Here is a 16037-nt window from a genome sequence, read left to right as displayed (position 1 = left end):
GGGCTGGCGGGCTGGCGGGCGGGCGGTGCGCGTTGCGGCCGGCGTTGCGGCGACGGTTCGAACCACGGAACCGACGTCGAACCAGGCTAGCGGCGTGGTTCGACGTCGGAAGCGTGGTTCGACGTCGGAAGCGTGGTTCGACGTCGCGCTCGGCCGAGGCGGCGCGGTCAGGGTCGGCCGTGGTGACGCGGGCGGTGCGGATTGCCGGCGCACAACGTAAGTGCATTCGCGCCGTGCGATGGCGCGGTTCGGGCGGACTTTGGTTGGGCGGCAGCTTGGGGGCGGAGCGGGACTCCGTGCGTGAGCGCCGTGCGGGAGCGGCGCGGGCGTCGGTGCGGCGCGCGAGCGGGCCGGCCGGTGCGCGCGTCGAACCACGGATCCGACGTGGAACCGGGCGAGCGGCGTGGTTCCACGTCGGATTCGTGGTTCGAAGGCAGGCGACGGGCGTGGTTCGGCGTCGGAAGCGTGGTTCGACGCCAGGCCGGCGGTGCCTCAGCCGGCGTTGCGGTGGGGCCAGCGGCCGTCGGCGGTGAAGGCCGGGTCGCGCTTCTTCCGCATGTAGTCCTGGAACGAGGACGCCTGCTCGGCGCACCAGCCGACCTGCTTGCGGTGGAGCTCCTCGGCGGAGACGCCGAGCTCCTCGGGGTACTTCGCCGCGATGGCCTGCGCGACACGCCCGGCCGCGATGGCATCGGCTCCGGCGTCGTGCGCATCGGAGAGGGTGACGCCGTAGAGCTCCGACGCGGCCTCGAGCGTGCGCTTGCCCTTGCGGTAGGTGTCGAGCGCCTTGTCGATCACGAGCGGGTCGACGACGTTCCCGATGACCGGAGAGGCGATTCCGTGGCGCTTGGCCTCGCGGTCGAGGACGGTGAGGTCGTACGGGGCGTTGTAGATGACGAGCGGGATGCCTCGAGCGAAGACGGCCTCGACCGCGGCGATGATCTCGGCGACGACCTCAGCTGCGGGGCGGCCGTCGGCGCGAGCGCGCTCGGTCGTGATGCCGTGGACGGCGGCGGCGCCCTCGGGGATCTCGACACCGGGGTCGGCGAGCCAGGCGCCCTCGACGATGGAGCGACCGGTCATGTCGATCAGGCCGACGTGGGCGGTGACGATCCGGGCGGTCTCGACGTCGACGCCGGTGGTCTCGAGGTCGAACACGCCGAGTGCGTGCCACCAGGGCCGACCCGAGAGGTCCTGGGCCGGAGCGGGGGAGTCGAGCTGCGCTGTGGGGAACGTCACGCGGTCAGGCTAACCGGACGCACCGACACGCCGAGACGCGACCCGCCCACCGGGCGCGACGCGACCCGCCCACCGGGCGCGACGCGACCAGACGAGGACGCGACCGGCCCACCGGGGCCGAGCCGCGCCTCCAGGACGCCGCTACCCGACCGGCGCACCCACGTGCAGCCAGTAGAACGACTGTGTCCCCATCGTCAGCGTGACCTGGCCCTCCGCGTCGAACGACGGGAACGAGCCGCCGCCGAAGAGGTCGTACAACGGCCTCCCGGCGTACTCCGGCGCGGAGATGGTGACCGACGTCGGGTTGGTGGCGAAGGAGAAGACGCAGAGGACGTCCTCGGCGGAGGGGCCGAACTGGTGGCCGGAGCCGGAGCCCTCCCACGACCGGACGAACGCGAGCACGGAGTCGTTCGAGGTGTCCTGCACGGCCAGCGTCCCGAGCCCGAACACCGGGTGCGCCTTCCGCACGTGGATCACGTTGCGGACCCAGTGCAGCAGCGATCGGGACTGGGCGAGCTGCGCCTCGACGTTGACCTGCGCGTAGTTGTACACGAGGGACTGGACGACGGGCAGGTACAGCTTGCCCGGGTCCGCGGTGGAGAAGCCGGCGTTGCGGTCCGGCGTCCACTGCATCGGCGTGCGCGAGGAGTCGCGGTCCGGCAGCCAGATGTTGTCGCCCATCCCGATCTCGTCGCCGTAGTAGAGGAACGGCGACCCCGGGAGGGAGAACAGCAGGGCGTGGATGAGTTCGAGCTCGGCGCGGGAGTTGTCGAGCAGGGGAGCGAGGCGTCGCCGGATGCCGATGTTCGAGCGCATCCGCGGGTCGTAGCCGTACCAGCCGTACATGGCCTGCCGGTACTCCTCGCTGACCATCTCCAGCGTGAGCTCGTCGTGGTTGCGGAGGAAGACACCCCACGCAGCGGAGGCCGGCACGTCGAGCGTCTCGGACAGGATCGCCTTGAGCTCGGCGGCGTGCTGCGCGCGGAGCGAGTAGAAGATGCGCGGCATCACCGGGAAGTCGAACGCCATGTGGCACTCGGGCTCCTCGTCGGTGCCGAAGAAGGCGGCGGTCTCGCGCGGCCACTGGTTCGCCTCGGCGAGCAGGACGCGCCCGGGGTACTCGTCGTCCACCATCGCGCGGAGCTTCTTGATGAACTCGTGCGTCTCGGGTTCGCCCTCGCCGTTGCCCTCCTCCGACTCGAACAGGTACGGGATCGCGTCGAGCCGGAGCCCGTCCACGCCGAGGTCCAGCCAGTGCCGCACGACGTCGTACACGGCCTCGACGACGGCCGGGTTCTCGAAGTTGAGGTCGGGCTGGTGCGAGAAGAACCGGTGGAAGAAGAACTGGCGGCGGACCGGGTCGAAGGTCCAGTTCGACTCCTCGGTGTCCACGAAGATGATGCGGATGTTCTCGTAGTCGGTGTCCGTGTCGCGCCAGACGTAGAAGTCGCCGTAGGGGCCGTCCGGGTCCTCGCGGGACTGCTGGAACCACTCGTGCTGGTCGCTGGTGTGGTTGATCACCATGTCGATGACGATGCGCATGTTGCGTTCGTGCGACTTGGTGACGAGTTCGCGGAAGTCGTCGAGGGTGCCGAACTCCGGGAGGATCGCCTTGTAGTCGGCGATGTCGTACCCGCCGTCGCGCATCGGCGACTGGAAGAACGGCGGCAGCCAGAGGGCGTCGACCCCGAGCCACTGCAGGTAGTCGAGCTTGCCGATCACGCCCTGGATGTCCCCGATGCCGTCGCCGTTCGAGTCGACGAACGAGCGGATCATGCACTCGTAGAAGACCGAGCGCTTGTACCACTGCGGGTCCAGTGTCAGGCCGGGGAGCTGGATCGGGGCGGTGAACGTCACCATGGACACGCTAGGCCGCGGTGCATGGAGTTGTCCGGAGAATGCACGGCCTGGAGGCGCGGGTCGTCCTCCACAGGCACGTCGCGGCTGCGAGTCGTCCACCCTCCAGCGTGGGTGACGTCGGCGCACCGGCGCGCGTTCGTAGACTGACGGGGATGCAACCGCCCGTGCTCTCCCCGTACCAGTCGCTGATGGCCGCCACCCCGGTCGTCCACCGCTCCGTGCAGGTCGACGGCCGCACCACCCACTTCTGGGAGTACGGCCCGTCCGACGCGACCCAGACGGTCCTCGCCGTGCACGGGTTCCGTGGCGACCACCACGGCCTCGAGACGATCGCGGCGCACCTCGACGGGGTCCGGGTGATCGTGCCGGACCTGCCCGGCTTCGGCATCTCCGATCCGCTGCCCGTGTCCGACATCGACTCCTACGTCGCGTGGCTGCGCGGCTTCCACGCGGCGCTCGGCCTCGGTGCGGACACCGTGGTGCTCGGGCACTCGTTCGGGTCGATCGTCGTGGCCGCCACGGTCGCCGCCGGCCTCGCGACGCGGTTGCTCGTGCTCGTGAACCCGATCGCCGCCCCGGCGCTGCAGGGTCCGCGTGCGGTCGGCACGGCGATCGCGATCGGGTACTACCGTGCCGGCGCCGTGCTGCCGAAGCCGCTCGGGCTCGGACTGCTCCGCAACCCGGCGATCGTGCGCGTGATGAGCCTGGCGATGCTCAAGTCGCACGACCGTGACCTCCGGCGCTGGGTGCACGACCAGCACGACCGGTACTTCTCGGCGTTCGCGAACCGCACGAGCGTGCTCGAGGCGTTCCGCACCTCGGTCACGCACGACGTCGCCGAGTACGCCGATCGCATCACCGTGCCGGTGCTGATGATCGCGGCCGAGCGCGATGACATCACGGCGGTGCCCGAGCAGCGTGCCCTGGCCGCACGCCTCGCGGACGCCGAGCTGGTCGTCGTGCCGCACGTCGGGCACCTCGTGCACTACGAGACGCCCGGCGCCGCTGCGTCCGCGGTGCTGCGACGGATGGCGGACGCCCCGAAGCGCGCCCGCAAGGGAGCACAGCCGGGGTCCAAGCGTGCCCCGAAGGAGACACCGAAGCCGAGGGCGACGCCGACCCCGCCGGCCGACGGTGCCGCGTCGTGACCCGCCTGCGCATCGGGATCGACTGCCGCTACGTCCGCATCGGCCGCCACGACGGCATCAGCCGCTTCACGGCCGGCGTCGTCGCCCACCTGCCCGAGCGACACGACTACACCCTGCTCGTGCACGACGAGCGGCAGCTCGAGTCGCTGCCGTCCGACCTGCCGTGGGAACTCCTGCCCGCGCCGACCGAGCCGGGGGAGCCCCTCGTCGCGCGGAAGGTCAACCGCCTCGGGCTCGACGCCGTCTTCTCGCCCATGCAGACCATGGGGTCCCGCGGTCGGCAGTACGCCCTCGTGCTGACCCTCCACGACCTGATCTACTACCGGAACCGGACGCCCCCGCGGGAGTTCTCGTGGCCCCTCCGCCTCGGCTGGCGTGCCTTCCACCTCAGCTGGGTGCCGCAGCGCCTGCTCCTGAACGGCGCCGACGGGGTCGTGACGGTGTCCGAGACGACCGCCGGCCTCATCGCCGAGCACCGGCTGACGAAGCGCCCCGTCACCGTCGCGTACAACGCCGCCGACCCCGCGACCCCTCGGCCCGAGGGCGGTCCGCGCGAGAAGTCCCTCGTGTACATGGGCTCGTTCATGCCGTACAAGAACGTCGAGACCCTGGCCGCCGCGATGCCGCTGCTCGGCGCGGACTGGGTGCTGCACTGCATGTCCCGCGTGTCCGCCGCCGATCGAGCGCGGCTCGAACGGCTCGCGCCGGCGGGGTCGATCGTGTTCCACGACGGCGCCTCCGACGACGAGTACCTGTCGGTGCTGCGGTCGGCGACGGCCCTCGCGACGGCGTCGTACGACGAGGGCTTCGGCATCCCGCTCGTCGAGGCGATGGGCGTCGGGACGCCGGTGGTCGTCAGTGACATCCCGATCTTCCGCGAGATCGGCGGGGACGTCGCGGAGTACTTCGACCCGTCGTCGCCGTCGGCCGTCGCGGCTGCGGTGCGCCGGCTCGAGGCACGGTGGGACGATGCCTCGCGGGCATCGGTCGTGCAGGCCGGGCGGTTCCGGTGGGAGACCTCGGCGGAGCAGGTCGTCCGCGCGGTGGAGCAGGCGGTCGCGGCCCGCGGGGCCACCCCCGGGCAGTAGGCCGGCCCGAGCCAGCAGGCTTCGGTCGCCGGTCGCGCGCACCGACCCGCCTCAGGACGACGGCCGCTCCGCCGACACCGTGGCCCCCGGGAACACCGCCTGCGCCTCCTGCGTCGCCTTCGCCACCACGGCGTCGAGGGCAGCCCCGCGCCCGATCGTCTCGACCGTGATCGCCTGGTCGGCCGGCTCGTCCGACGGGCCGCCGTCGTTCCAGGAGCACCGCACGCCCGAGACACCGCCGATCGCGTCGAGCTGCCGGGCGAGCGTCAGACGCTGTTCCGTGGTCCGCTCGTCCGGAGAGACCCCGATCTCGAGCGCACCGAGGTCCGCCACGGCGAACACCCGGACGCCGTTGCCGCTCGCAGCCTTCGCTGCGGCGCGCAGGTCGTCGACGACCGCGGTCCGTTCCTCGTCCGAGAGCGTCGGCGACACCGAGACGGTCGACTCGACGTCGTAGCTCGCGAACGAGGTCTTCTTCGGTTCCGAGTCGCGCACGCCCTCGACACCGTCGACTTCCCGCGCGGCGCTGCCGAACCGGTCGAGCGCGGCATCGGGGCGGGGGAACACCCCGCCGACGCCGTTCTGCACGCTGCCGATGATGGTGACGAGCACGACGGCGAGCACACCGGCAGCGATGATCACGCCCACACCGACCAGGGCGCTGCGTCGGACACGCTGCCGCGGGGTCCGCACCGGCACGGATGCCGTGCCCGGGCCGAAGGCGCGATCGAGGTCGTCCGGATCGGGCGACTGCGGCCAGCCGGGCCGAGCGCCCCCGCCACCGGGTCCGTCGACGGTCATGTCAGCCCCCTCACACGCTCGGGTCTGCGAGTGCATCGGAGCCTAGTACGACACCACCGACAGCGCGCGACGGCTCCCCGGCGGCAACCCGCGGCGCTACCCGCGGCGCTCGAGCGGGTTCTGGTACTCGAAGGCGTACCGGCCGGGCCCGTCCGAGACCCCGTCGATCGGGTCGTCGAACCGCACGAGCTCGGCGTGGAAGCGGTCGGGGTCCCACCGGAACGAGTGCACGGACCCGTTCCGGATCGGGGTGCTGTGCCGGTCGGCGGTGCCGGGGGCGGCGGCGTTGACGATGCTGCGGATCACGGCGCCGTGGGTCGCGACGACGACGCTGCCGGCGTCGTACCGGACCGCGATCTCGGCGAGTGTCTCGGTGACGCGGTCGAGCAACGCGCTGCGGGACTCGCGGCCGGGGATGTCGTCGTGCGGGTAGCGCTCGCGGACCTCGTCGTCGGTCAGCCCCTCGGCCTCGCCGTAGGAGCGTTCGGCCAACCCTGGGTACGTGGCGGGTGCTGCGAGACCGAGGTGGTCCGCGATGATCGATCCGGTCTCGAACGCCCGGGACATCGGCGACGCGACGACGGCGTCGAACCGCCGGCGGTCGAGCAGGGTCGCGGTGGAGCGGGCCTGTCGGCGTCCGGTGTCGTTCAGGGGGATGTCCGTCGAGCCCTGGATGCGCCGTTCGGCGTTCCAGTCGGTCTCGCCGTGCCGGACCAGGTACAGGAGCGTCGTCACCGCACGATCATCCCAGACGCGGCGCGGCACCTCGTCGCAGACGCGGCGCGGCACCTCGTCGCAGACGCGGCGCGGCACCTCGTCCCAGACGCGGCGCGGCACCTCATCGCAGCCGTGCCGCCAGGGCTTCGAGCGTCTCGGTCGTGCCGGCGTCGATCTTGACCGCTGCCCGGGGGTCGCTGCGGGTCGTGCCGCGGTTCACGATGACCACGGGGTGCTTGCGTCGTGCGGCGTGGTCGACGAGCCGGACGCCGGAGTTCACGGTGAGGGACGAGCCGACGACCAGGAGCGCGTCGGCCTCGGCGACGATGGAGACGGCCTCGCGGAACTTCTCGGCCGGGACGAACTCGCCGAAGAACACCACGTCGGGCTTCAGCACCCCGCCGCACACCGAGCAGTCCGGCACCCGGAAGCGCTCGACGTCGGTGATCTCGACGTCGCCGTCGGGCTGGAGCTGCACCGACCCGGGCTCGTCGATCCACGGGTTGTCCCGGTCGAGCACGGTCGCGAGGTCGGCGCGCGAGAACACCTGCCCGCAGGTGAGGCAGACGGCACGGTCCATCGACCCGTGGATCTCGACGACCCGACGGGATCCGGAGCGGAGGTGCAGTCCGTCGACGTTCTGCGTGACGACCCCCGTGACGATGCCGTCGCGTTCGAGTGCCGCGAGGGCCTGGTGCCCGGCGTTCGGACGGGCCGAGGCGAAGGTGCGCCAGCCGAGGTGCGAGCCGGCCCAGTAGCGCTGCCGCTTGGCGGGGTCGGCGCGGAACTCCTGGAAGGTCATCGGCTTCCGGACGATGCGGCCGGCGCCCCGGTAGTCGGGGATGCCGGAGTCCGTGCTGAGCCCGGCGCCGGAGAGCACGGCGATGCGCTTGCCGGCGAGGAGCTCGACGGCGCGGTCGAGGGCGTGCGCGGACGCGGTCGCGCTCGCGGGGCTGGTCGGTTCGCTCGTCGCCATCGTGTTCACGGTACCCTCAACAGCCGACCGCCCCGGTCACTTCCCGTGGACGACGCCAGGCCGTGCCCCGCCGCCACCGGCCCCCACACCGACCCCGAAACGAGCCCCGTGCACGCCGTCCGCATCGACTCCCTCGACGACCCCCGCCTCGACGACTTCGCCAGGCTCACCGACGTCGCCCTGCGGCGCGTGTCCGAGCCGGAGGGCGGCCTGTACATCGCCGAGTCGAACACGGTCATCGAGCGGGCGGTCCGCGCCGGGCACGTCCCGCGGAGCGTGCTGGTCCAGGAGAAGTGGCTCGACAGCGTGCTCCCGGTCGTCGCGGACCACGACGGCCCCGTGTTCGTCGGCCCCGACGACCTGCTCGAGGACCTCACCGGCTTCCGGATGCACCGCGGCGCCATCGCCGCGATGCACCGCCCGGAGCTGCCGAGCGTCGCGGACGTGGTGCGCGACGCCAAGGTCGTGGTGGTGCTCGAGGACATCGTCGACCACACCAACGTCGGCGCCGTGTTCCGGAGCGTCGCCGGCCTCGGGGCCGACGCCGTCCTGGTCAGCCCCCGCTGCGCCGACCCGCTCTACCGGCGCAGCGTCCGCGTCAGCATGGGCACGGTGCTGCAGGTGCCGTGGACCCGCATCGGCGACTGGCCGGCCGCCGGCGAGGAGCTCCGAGCGCAGGGCTTCCACCTCGCCGCGATGGCCCTGACGGACCGCTCGGTGGACCTCGACGCGTTCGTCGCGGACGTCCCGGACCGCGTGGCGCTCGTGATGGGCACCGAGGGGCAGGGCCTCACGCCGGCGGCGATCGCGTCCGCCGACACCACCGTGCGGATCCCGATGGCGCACGGCGTCGACTCGTTGAACGTCGCCGCGGCGAGCGCCGTCGGCCTCTGGGCGGTCACGCACGCGCAGCGGCTCGCTTCCGCGCGGGCCTGAGGGGCCGGGAGGCGCGGGTCGCCTCCGTCGTCCGGATCGCCTCAGCGGGTCGTCAGGTCTCGTGCACGGCGCACCAGGTCCCGGTCGGTGCCGACCGCGCCGACCAGGCACACGCCGACCGGGGCGTCGTCGACGGTGAGGGCGGGGGCGCTCACCGCGGGGAGGCCGCCCACGCTCGCGAGGCTCGTCATCCCCGTCGTCGCGGTCCTCGTGCGCTCGAGTGCGGCGGCGTCGGCGGACACGAGCGGCGCGGGGCCCGGCACGGTCGGGAACGCGAGGGTCCGGCCGACCAGCGCCCGGCGGATGGTGTGCCGGACGACGTCGAGGCGCTGGACCGCGTCGGCGGTGGCGGCGGGGTCGTTCGCCGCGGCTGCTGCGAACCGGTCCCCGACGACGGTGCTCAACGCGCCGGGGTGTTCGGCGATCCAGGCTCCGTGGGCGGCGACGGCCTCGGCGGCCTGCACGAGGCGGAGCAGTTCGCGGAGCTCCTCGGGGGCGGGGACGCCGAGGTCCGCGAGCCGGACCCGGTCGGGTTCGTCCTCGAGGGACCGGGTGAACGCGGAGAACACCGCGGCGGTGTCGGGGTCGACCAGGGCGAGCAGGTCCTCCGGGACGACGAGGGGCGTCGGTGCCGGGGCCGGACCGGGGTCGGGCACGGTGGCGTCGAACGCGGCGAGGAGCGTCTCGGCGTCGCGGGTGAGCCACCCCACGGTGTCGAAGGACGGTGCGAGGGGGAGCAGACCGTCGCGGGGGACCGTGCCGTGGGTCGTCCGGAGGCCCCAGAGCCCCTGGTACGAGGCGGGGACCCGGACGGACCCGGCGGTGTCCGTGCCGATCCCGATGTCGGCCGTCCCGAGACCGACGGCCGACGCGGAGCCGCTGGACGAGCCTCCTGGCAGCCGCGTCGGGTCCGCGGCGTTCGGCGGTGTGCCGTGGTGCTCGTTCCGTCCGGTGAGGTTGTACGCGAACTCGTCGGTGCGCGCGATCCCGCGGATCGCCGCACCGGCGGCGAGGAGCGCCGCGACCGCCGGTGCCGCGGCCGTCTCGACGCGCGCCTCGCGCAGGAAGGTGGGGTTGCCGGCACCGACGGGTTGGCCGGGCACGGCGTAGAGGTCCTTGACCGCGACGGTGCGCCCGTCGAGCGGCCCGGAGGCGCTGGGTGCGACGAGCGGGTCGCCGACGGCCCGCCAGACGGTCGGGTCGAAGGCGCGGGGGCGGCCGGTCACGTGTGCTGCCTCGATGCGCCAGCGCACGACGGGGCCGGTGTCGTCGTGCGCGGTCGTGCGGCGCCACAGCTGGGTCTGGAGGCCGTGGCCGCCGGCGGCGAACCGGGACACCGACACGACGAGGGCGAGGTCCTCGGCGAGGGGCCGGACCTCGACCCGCGTCAACGTCCTGGTCGCGACCCCGCCGCGTGCTCCGCGGAAGGCGCTGATCGCGTCGTGGCCGACGAGCAGCCCGCGGTCGTCGCCGCGCATCGTGCCGGGTGCGTCGACGAACGCGTCGTCGAGGGCGTCGAGGTCGTTCGTCAGCAGGGCGGCCTCGTACGCGTCGAGTGCCTCGAGGAGACCCTCGGGAGCGTCGGGGTGCGTGGTCATCGGGCGGGCTCCTCGAAGTCGGCCTTGCGGATGCGGGCGTGGACACCGGTGACGAGGTCGACCACCTGCGAGATGTCGAAGTCGGTCGCGGCGGAGAGGTAGGCGTACGCCAGGTGCGGCTCCATCCCCCAGCGCGCACCGAGGATCGCGACGGCGTGCCGGACGCACTCCCGGACGGCCTCGTCGAGGTCGGGGTCCATCCCGGTGGGGACGAGGTACTCCTGGGTCTCGGCGACCGGCCACACGAGGTCGCCGAACCGGCTCGCGGCCTCGTCGGCCGGTGTCAGGTCGAACCGGACCGTCGCGCGGAGCGAGGCCTCCATCGCGGTGAGCGCCACCTCGCCGTCGCCCTGCGCGAAGTGCGGGTCGCCGACGTACGCGAGCGCACCGGGCACGAGGACGGGCAGGTGCAGCTGCGTGCCCACCTGCAGGAGGTTCACGTCGATGTTCCCACCGTGGCGGCCCGGCGGGACCGAGTGCCGGCGCTCCCCGGGGGTCGCGACGCCCATGATCCCGAGGAACGGGGCGAGCGGGAACCGGGCGAACCGTTCGCGCGCGGGCGTCAGGGGGATGCGGCCGCGGAGTCCGGCGGGGGAGTCGACGACGTCGACGAAGACGCTCACGGTCGTGCCGTCGACGGGGTACTCGCCGTGCAGCGCGCCCCGGCCGTGGCGGTTCGACACGACGCCGTAGTGCACGCGGGGGAGCGTCTCGACGACGGTCATGGTGAGGACGTCCCCCGGTCGTGCGCCCGCGACCCCGACGGGCCCGGACACGACGTGCGGTCCGTCTGCCTCGGGGTCGCGGCGTCCGGTCCGGGCGATCGCGACGGCGTCGTCGAGCACGTGCTCCGGTGCGACGCCGTGCGTGGCGAAGAAGGCACGTGGGTCACTGCCCTGGTCGGGGAGGATCCCCTCGTGGCTGACGGTGTCGATCGTCACCGACTCGCCCGGCACGACGGTGATCGCCGGTCGGTCGTCGGCGTTCGGCAGCCGCCCCCAGAGGACGGTGTCCGGGTCAACCGGCAGGTACCGGTCGGCGCGGACCGGTCCCGTTCCGGGCTGGAGGGTCGGGATCGTGGGGGTCGTCATCGGTCGGCCTTCCGTTCGACGAGGTGGGCGACGTCGGCGAGGTGGTCGGTCATCGCCGTGCGGGCGGCCGCCTCGTCGTGTCGGCGGATGCAGTCGAGGATCTGCTCGTGCCACACGAACGACGACCGGCGGCCCTCGCTCGTGCTGTGGGACCGGGCGCGGACGTCCTGCACCCAGCCGCTGCTGAGCTCGCACAGGGAGACCAGGAGTGGGTTGCCGGAGGCCCGGGCGACCTGCACGTGGAACGCGACGTCCTGCGCGAGGGACTCCTCGGGGCTGAGGCCGGCGTGCGTGGCCTGCAGGATCCGTTCGAGCGCGAGCAGGTCGGCCTCGCCGGCACGGGCTGCGGCGAGCGCGGCGACCTGTGGCTCGACGACGGCCCGGAACTCGGCGACGTTCTCGGCCCGGTGCGCGAGGTCCTCGGCGTGCCCGACACCGGTCTGGCGTTCGAGGAGCGCGGTGGCCTCCTCGGACCGGGGGAGCACGACCGTCCCGCGACCGGGCGTCCGGGACACGAGGCGTCGGCGTTCGAGTTCCTGCATGGCCTCGCGGACGGTCGTGCGCGACACGGCGAGGTCCTCGGCCAGGGTCCGTTCCGGGGGCAGCTTGTCGCCCGGAGCGAGATCCTCGAGCACCAGGCGCGCGAGGTGCGCGGCGGTGGCGGCGCTCAGGGTGCGTCCTCGTTGCATGGGCAGGAGCCTAGGGTCCATTGGTCTGCTTGGCTCATTGGTACGACCAACTTTTACACGCCCGTCACACGCTGCGACGGAGCCGGAAACACGACGGGCGAATGGTGGGTGGCGTCAACCGACCACCGATGAAGAAGAGGGGTCCGTCGTGGACCTGGTCCTCCGCAACGCCCGCCTGGTCGACGAGCCGGGCCTCGTCGACGTCGTCGTCGAACACGGCACGATCACCGCGGTCACCGCCGCCGTCGGCACCGTCCCCGGCGACCCGGCCACCCGGGTCGTCGACTGCGCCGGCCGCGTGGTCGTGCCCGGGTTCGTCGAGTCGCACCTGCACGTCGACAAGGCCCTGCTCGACCGGGAACGTCCGAACCCGGACGGGACGCTCGCCGGGGCGATCGCCGTCACCGGGGAGCTCAAGCGCGGGTTCACGCACGGCTCGGTCCGGGACCGCGCGCGCACCCTGCTCGACCAGGCGATCACGAACGGCACGACGCTGGTCCGCGCACATCCCGACGTCGACCCGATCGTCGGGTTGACCGGCGTCGAGGTCCTGCTGGGGCTCCGCGACGAGTACCGCGACGCCCTCGACCTGCAGATCGTCGCGTTCCCGCAGGAGGGCATCGCGAAGGCGCCGGGGACCCTCGCACTGCTGCGCGAGGCGCTCGGTGCGGGCGCGGACGTGATCGGCGGCTGCACGTACAACGAGCGGACCCTCGCCGAGTGCCACGAGCACGTCGAGACCGTCCTCGACCTCGCCGAGGAGTTCGACGTGCCGGCGGACCTGCACGCCGACTTCGCCGACGACACGAGCGACCCGCGGTTCGCCCTCGCGCGGGTCATCGCCGACGCCGTCGTCCGCCGCGGGATGCAGGGCCGGGTCGCGCTCGGGCACGTGACCTCATCCGCGAGCCTGCCCTCGACCGAGCGGGCCGACCTGTTCGCGCGGCTCGCCGAGGCGGGGGTCGCGGTCGTCCCGCTGCCGGCGACCGACCTGCACCTCGGCGGTCGCGCCGACGACCACGACGTCCGCCGCGGTGTCGTCCCGGTCCGCGACCTCTGGGCCGCGGGCGTCACGAGCGCGTACTCGTCGAACAACGTGCGGAACGCCTTCACACCGTTCGGCAACGCCGACCTGCTCGACATCGGGCTGCTGCTCGCGCAGGTCGGGCACCTGTCCGGGCCGGAGGACCTCGCCCGCGTCCTCGACATGGCGACGACCTCGGCTGCACGGGTCGTCGGGATCGCCGAGACCTACGGCATCCGTGCCGGCGCCGACGCCGACCTCGTGCTGCTCTCCACCATCGACCCGGCGGGCGTGCTGCTCGACCGCCCGGACCGCGCCCTCGTCGTGAAGCGCGGCCGCGTCGTCGCCGAGACCACCCGCACCACCGTCCTCACCACCGGCACCACCCGATCGAAGGAGCTCAGCAATGCGTGAACGGATCCCGCACGAGATCGTCGCCTCCGTCCTGGCCGGCGCCACCGCGTTCATCGGGGGCACCGCGCTGAACCTGCCCACCTGGGCGATCTTCATCAGCTGGGCGGGGATGTTCCTGCTCGGGCCGAAGCCCACGCTCCGGAACGCCACCCGGCTCTGGGCGACGATGCCGGTGGGGTCGACGTTCGCCCTCGTCATCGTGCTCGTCGACCAGCGGATCGGCACGCTCCTCGGCGACGGGCAGTTCGCCCGGAACGTGGTGCTCGGCGTCGTGATCCTCGTGTGCAACACCGCGCTGATGTGCACCGGCCGGGTCCGTGCGTTCGCGCTGGTCCCCGGGATGTTCCTCGGGTTCGCGTCCTTCTTCGCGACGTACTTCGGCGGCTTCGGCTTCGCACCGGGCAACGTGTGGGCAGCGTGGGTGTCCGTCGTGGTGATGAACGCCGCCGGCCCCGTCTTCGCGTACCTGTCGCGGAGGTGGACCTTCGCGCGCCCGACGGGACCCGACGGCGGTGGGGCCGGCGTACCGTCGGACGCGACGGCTGCCGTCGGGGGCGAGCCGCGCCTCCAGTCCGACCCCGCACCGACGCGCGCCTAGCGCGTCCTCGCAGCCACGGGGTACCCGCCCCCGGTACGCTCGGTTCCCGTGTCACGAGTCGTCCGCCGCCCCCGTTCCGCCGTCCGGAGGCCGGTGACCATCTCGGTCGTCGCCGTGCTCGTGCTGGCGGTCGGCTACCTCGTGGCCGCAGCGGTCGTGCCGTTCGCCCCGGCGAGCGCCTCGACCACGACGTACTCCGCGCCCACGTCGTCGGTGCCGGACCTGACGTTCCCCGGCTACGGCGCCACCGCGGTCGAGGCCACCGATTTCCCCGAGAGCCTGCGCACGAGCGGGGACACGAAGCCCCGGTCGATCGCGAGCATCTCGAAGGTCGTCACGGCGCTCGTCGTGCTCGACGAGAAGCCGCTGCAGCCGGGGGAGTCCGGCCCGACGATCACCTTCAGCCCCGGGATGCAGGCGCTGTACGCGAAGTACCTCGCGGTGAACGGCGAGGTCGCGCCGATGCCCGCCGGCCTCCAGCTGTCGGAGTACCAGACGCTCCAGGTCATGCTCATGAAGTCGGCGAACAACTACGCCGGGTCGCTGGCGCTCTGGGCCTTCGGCTCGATGGACGCCTACCGCCAGGCAGCGGACGAGTGGCTCGACGAGCACGGACTCGACCACACCACGATCGAGGAGCCGACCGGCCTCGACGCGCACAACACCTCGACGGCCACCGACCTCGTCGAACTCGGGCAGCTCGCCCTCGCGAACCCGGTGGTGAAGGAGGTCGTCGGCACGAAGCAGGTCACGGTACCCGGCGCCGGCGCGATCGAGAACTCGAACAAGCTCCTCGGACTCGACGGTGTCGAGGGCATCAAGACCGGCACGCTCGACGAGGCCGGCGCGTGCCTGCTCTTCGCGGCGACGTACGAGCGCGGTGGCAAGGAGGTCACGGTCGTCGGCGCGATGCTCGGCGGCGTCGACCACGACTCGCTCGACATCGACGTCCAGCGGCTGCTCCGGTCGGTCGCCGACAACTTCCAGGTCGTCACGCTCGCCCACGCCGGGCAGACCTTCGGCACGTTCTCGACACCGTGGCAGGACGAGGCGGACGCGGTGTCGCGGTCCGCGGCCGAGGTGCTCGTGTGGGGCAGGACGAAGGTGTCCGCGAGGACGAAGCTCGAACAGATCACCCTCGGCACGAAGGGGGAGCGCGTCGGCACGGTGCGGTTCACCATCACGGACCACGACCCGGTGACGGTGCCACTCGTGCTCGAGCGGCCGATCGACGACCCGGGCGTCTGGTGGCGGTGGACGAACCCGTTCCAGGGCGCGTGACGGTGCCGGCCTCCGTGCGCCCGTGGCGGCCGTCCGACGCGCCGGTGCTGCTGGCGGCGTCGGCGGACCCGGAGCTCGCGCGCCAGTTCGGTGGCGTGCGGTTCGACGACGTCGCGGCGGCGGAGGCGTTCATCGGGGCGACGTACCGGTTCGACGGGCACGCCCGGTACTGGGCGATCGTCGCGGACGTCGCGGACGTCGCTGACGTGGCGGACGGGCGCGCCGGGTCGGACGGCGCCGGGTCGGGCGGCGCCGGGGCCCGCGTCGTCGGCTGCGTCGGGGTGACGGCCATCGAGCACACCCACGGCACCGCCTGGGTCTCCTACTGGCTCACACCGGAGGCCCGCGGCCGGGGCCTGGCGACCTGCGCACTCGCCGCCGCCGCCGAGGACGCCTTCGCCCTCGGCCTGCACCGCCTCGAACTCGGGCACCGCACGAACAACCCGGCGTCGTGCGCGGTCGCGACCCGGGCGGGGTTCCGCGCCGAGGGAGTGGAACGCGAGAAGCTCCGCTACGGCGACGACCGCTTCGACGTCGAGACCCACGCCCGCCTTGCGACCGACCCGACCCCCGACAC

Annotated in this window: 15 protein-coding genes; 7 read left to right on the top strand and 8 right to left on the bottom strand. The window is 73.0% G+C overall.

What is annotated here, in order from left to right:
• Nucleotides 1-492: 492 nt before the first annotated feature.
• Nucleotides 493-1239 carry a 3'-5' exonuclease gene (locus JSX79_RS17365; RefSeq protein ID WP_175473596.1) on the bottom strand — a complete coding sequence of 249 codons (747 nt, stop codon included), beginning with the start codon at nucleotides 1237-1239 and terminating at the stop codon, nucleotides 493-495.
• A gap of 141 nt (nucleotides 1240-1380) precedes the next feature.
• Complete coding sequence (gene treS, locus JSX79_RS17360) at nucleotides 1381-3096, bottom strand: maltose alpha-D-glucosyltransferase (RefSeq protein WP_071296374.1); 1716 nt, start codon at nucleotides 3094-3096, stop codon at nucleotides 1381-1383.
• A 155-nt stretch (nucleotides 3097-3251) separates the two neighbouring features.
• Between treS and JSX79_RS17355 the strand changes: the two genes are divergently transcribed.
• Together JSX79_RS17355 and JSX79_RS17350 are read left to right on the top strand one after the other, a co-directional pair.
• A complete protein-coding gene (locus tag JSX79_RS17355; protein ID WP_229087339.1) occupies nucleotides 3252-4247 on the top strand; it encodes an alpha/beta fold hydrolase in 996 nt (331 codons plus the stop codon).
• A gap of 5 nt (nucleotides 4248-4252) precedes the next feature.
• The gene (locus JSX79_RS17350; RefSeq protein WP_229087348.1) at nucleotides 4253-5335 is read left to right on the top strand and encodes a glycosyltransferase family 1 protein; all 1083 of its coding nucleotides are present in this window, start codon (nucleotides 4253-4255) and stop codon (nucleotides 5333-5335) included.
• A 51-nt stretch (nucleotides 5336-5386) separates the two neighbouring features.
• Here the strand turns inward: JSX79_RS17350 and JSX79_RS17345 are convergent, their stop codons facing one another.
• From JSX79_RS17345 to JSX79_RS17335, 3 genes are all read right to left on the bottom strand, one after another.
• A complete protein-coding gene (locus tag JSX79_RS17345) occupies nucleotides 5387-6136 on the bottom strand; it encodes a hypothetical protein (RefSeq protein WP_229087337.1) in 750 nt (249 codons plus the stop codon).
• A gap of 96 nt (nucleotides 6137-6232) precedes the next feature.
• A complete protein-coding gene (locus JSX79_RS17340) occupies nucleotides 6233-6871 on the bottom strand; it encodes a histidine phosphatase family protein (RefSeq protein WP_229087335.1) in 639 nt (212 codons plus the stop codon).
• A gap of 103 nt (nucleotides 6872-6974) precedes the next feature.
• Nucleotides 6975-7829 carry an NAD-dependent protein deacetylase gene (locus JSX79_RS17335; RefSeq protein WP_229087333.1) on the bottom strand — a complete coding sequence of 285 codons (855 nt, stop codon included), beginning with the start codon at nucleotides 7827-7829 and terminating at the stop codon, nucleotides 6975-6977.
• 108 nt (nucleotides 7830-7937) lie between these two features.
• On the opposite strand from JSX79_RS17335, the gene JSX79_RS17330 reads away from it, so the two are divergent.
• Nucleotides 7938-8765 carry an RNA methyltransferase gene (locus JSX79_RS17330; RefSeq protein WP_229087327.1) on the top strand — a complete coding sequence of 276 codons (828 nt, stop codon included), beginning with the start codon at nucleotides 7938-7940 and terminating at the stop codon, nucleotides 8763-8765.
• A 41-nt stretch (nucleotides 8766-8806) separates the two neighbouring features.
• Here JSX79_RS17330 and JSX79_RS17325 read toward each other — a convergent pair whose 3' ends face one another.
• From JSX79_RS17325 to JSX79_RS17315, 3 genes are read right to left on the bottom strand one after another with little or no spacing between them, the layout of a single operon-like run.
• Nucleotides 8807-10363 (bottom strand): AtzH-like domain-containing protein, encoded by a 1557-nt coding sequence (locus JSX79_RS17325; RefSeq protein WP_229087325.1) that lies wholly within the window; start codon nucleotides 10361-10363, stop codon nucleotides 8807-8809.
• Nucleotides 10360-11454, bottom strand: a complete 1095-nt coding sequence (locus tag JSX79_RS17320) for an acetamidase/formamidase family protein (RefSeq protein ID WP_229087323.1) — start codon at nucleotides 11452-11454, stop codon at nucleotides 10360-10362. Before JSX79_RS17320 ends, JSX79_RS17325 begins: the two co-directional genes overlap by 4 nt.
• Nucleotides 11451-12143 (bottom strand): FadR/GntR family transcriptional regulator, encoded by a 693-nt coding sequence (locus JSX79_RS17315; RefSeq protein WP_071301543.1) that lies wholly within the window; start codon nucleotides 12141-12143, stop codon nucleotides 11451-11453. Before JSX79_RS17315 ends, JSX79_RS17320 begins: the two co-directional genes overlap by 4 nt.
• 148 nt (nucleotides 12144-12291) lie before the next feature.
• On the opposite strand from JSX79_RS17315, the gene JSX79_RS17310 reads away from it, so the two are divergent.
• From JSX79_RS17310 to JSX79_RS17295, 4 genes are all read left to right on the top strand, one after another.
• Nucleotides 12292-13581, top strand: a complete 1290-nt coding sequence (locus JSX79_RS17310; protein ID WP_229087319.1) for an amidohydrolase family protein — start codon at nucleotides 12292-12294, stop codon at nucleotides 13579-13581.
• Complete coding sequence (locus JSX79_RS17305) at nucleotides 13574-14179, top strand: DUF1097 domain-containing protein (protein ID WP_071301545.1); 606 nt, start codon at nucleotides 13574-13576, stop codon at nucleotides 14177-14179. Before JSX79_RS17310 ends, JSX79_RS17305 begins: the two co-directional genes overlap by 8 nt.
• 48 nt (nucleotides 14180-14227) lie before the next feature.
• The gene (locus tag JSX79_RS17300; RefSeq protein ID WP_229087316.1) at nucleotides 14228-15460 is read left to right on the top strand and encodes a D-alanyl-D-alanine carboxypeptidase family protein; all 1233 of its coding nucleotides are present in this window, start codon (nucleotides 14228-14230) and stop codon (nucleotides 15458-15460) included.
• Nucleotides 15461-15462: 2 nt separating this feature from the next.
• A partial coding sequence (locus JSX79_RS17295) for a GNAT family N-acetyltransferase (protein WP_229087314.1) occupies nucleotides 15463-16037 on the top strand: 575 nt, incomplete at its 3' end.

It is taken from the genome of Curtobacterium sp. GD1, assembly GCF_020882855.1.
GTDB lineage: Bacteria > Actinomycetota > Actinomycetes > Actinomycetales > Microbacteriaceae > Curtobacterium.
Note: the sequence above shows the minus strand (reverse complement) of the source record. Positions and strands in the feature narration are given on the sequence as shown.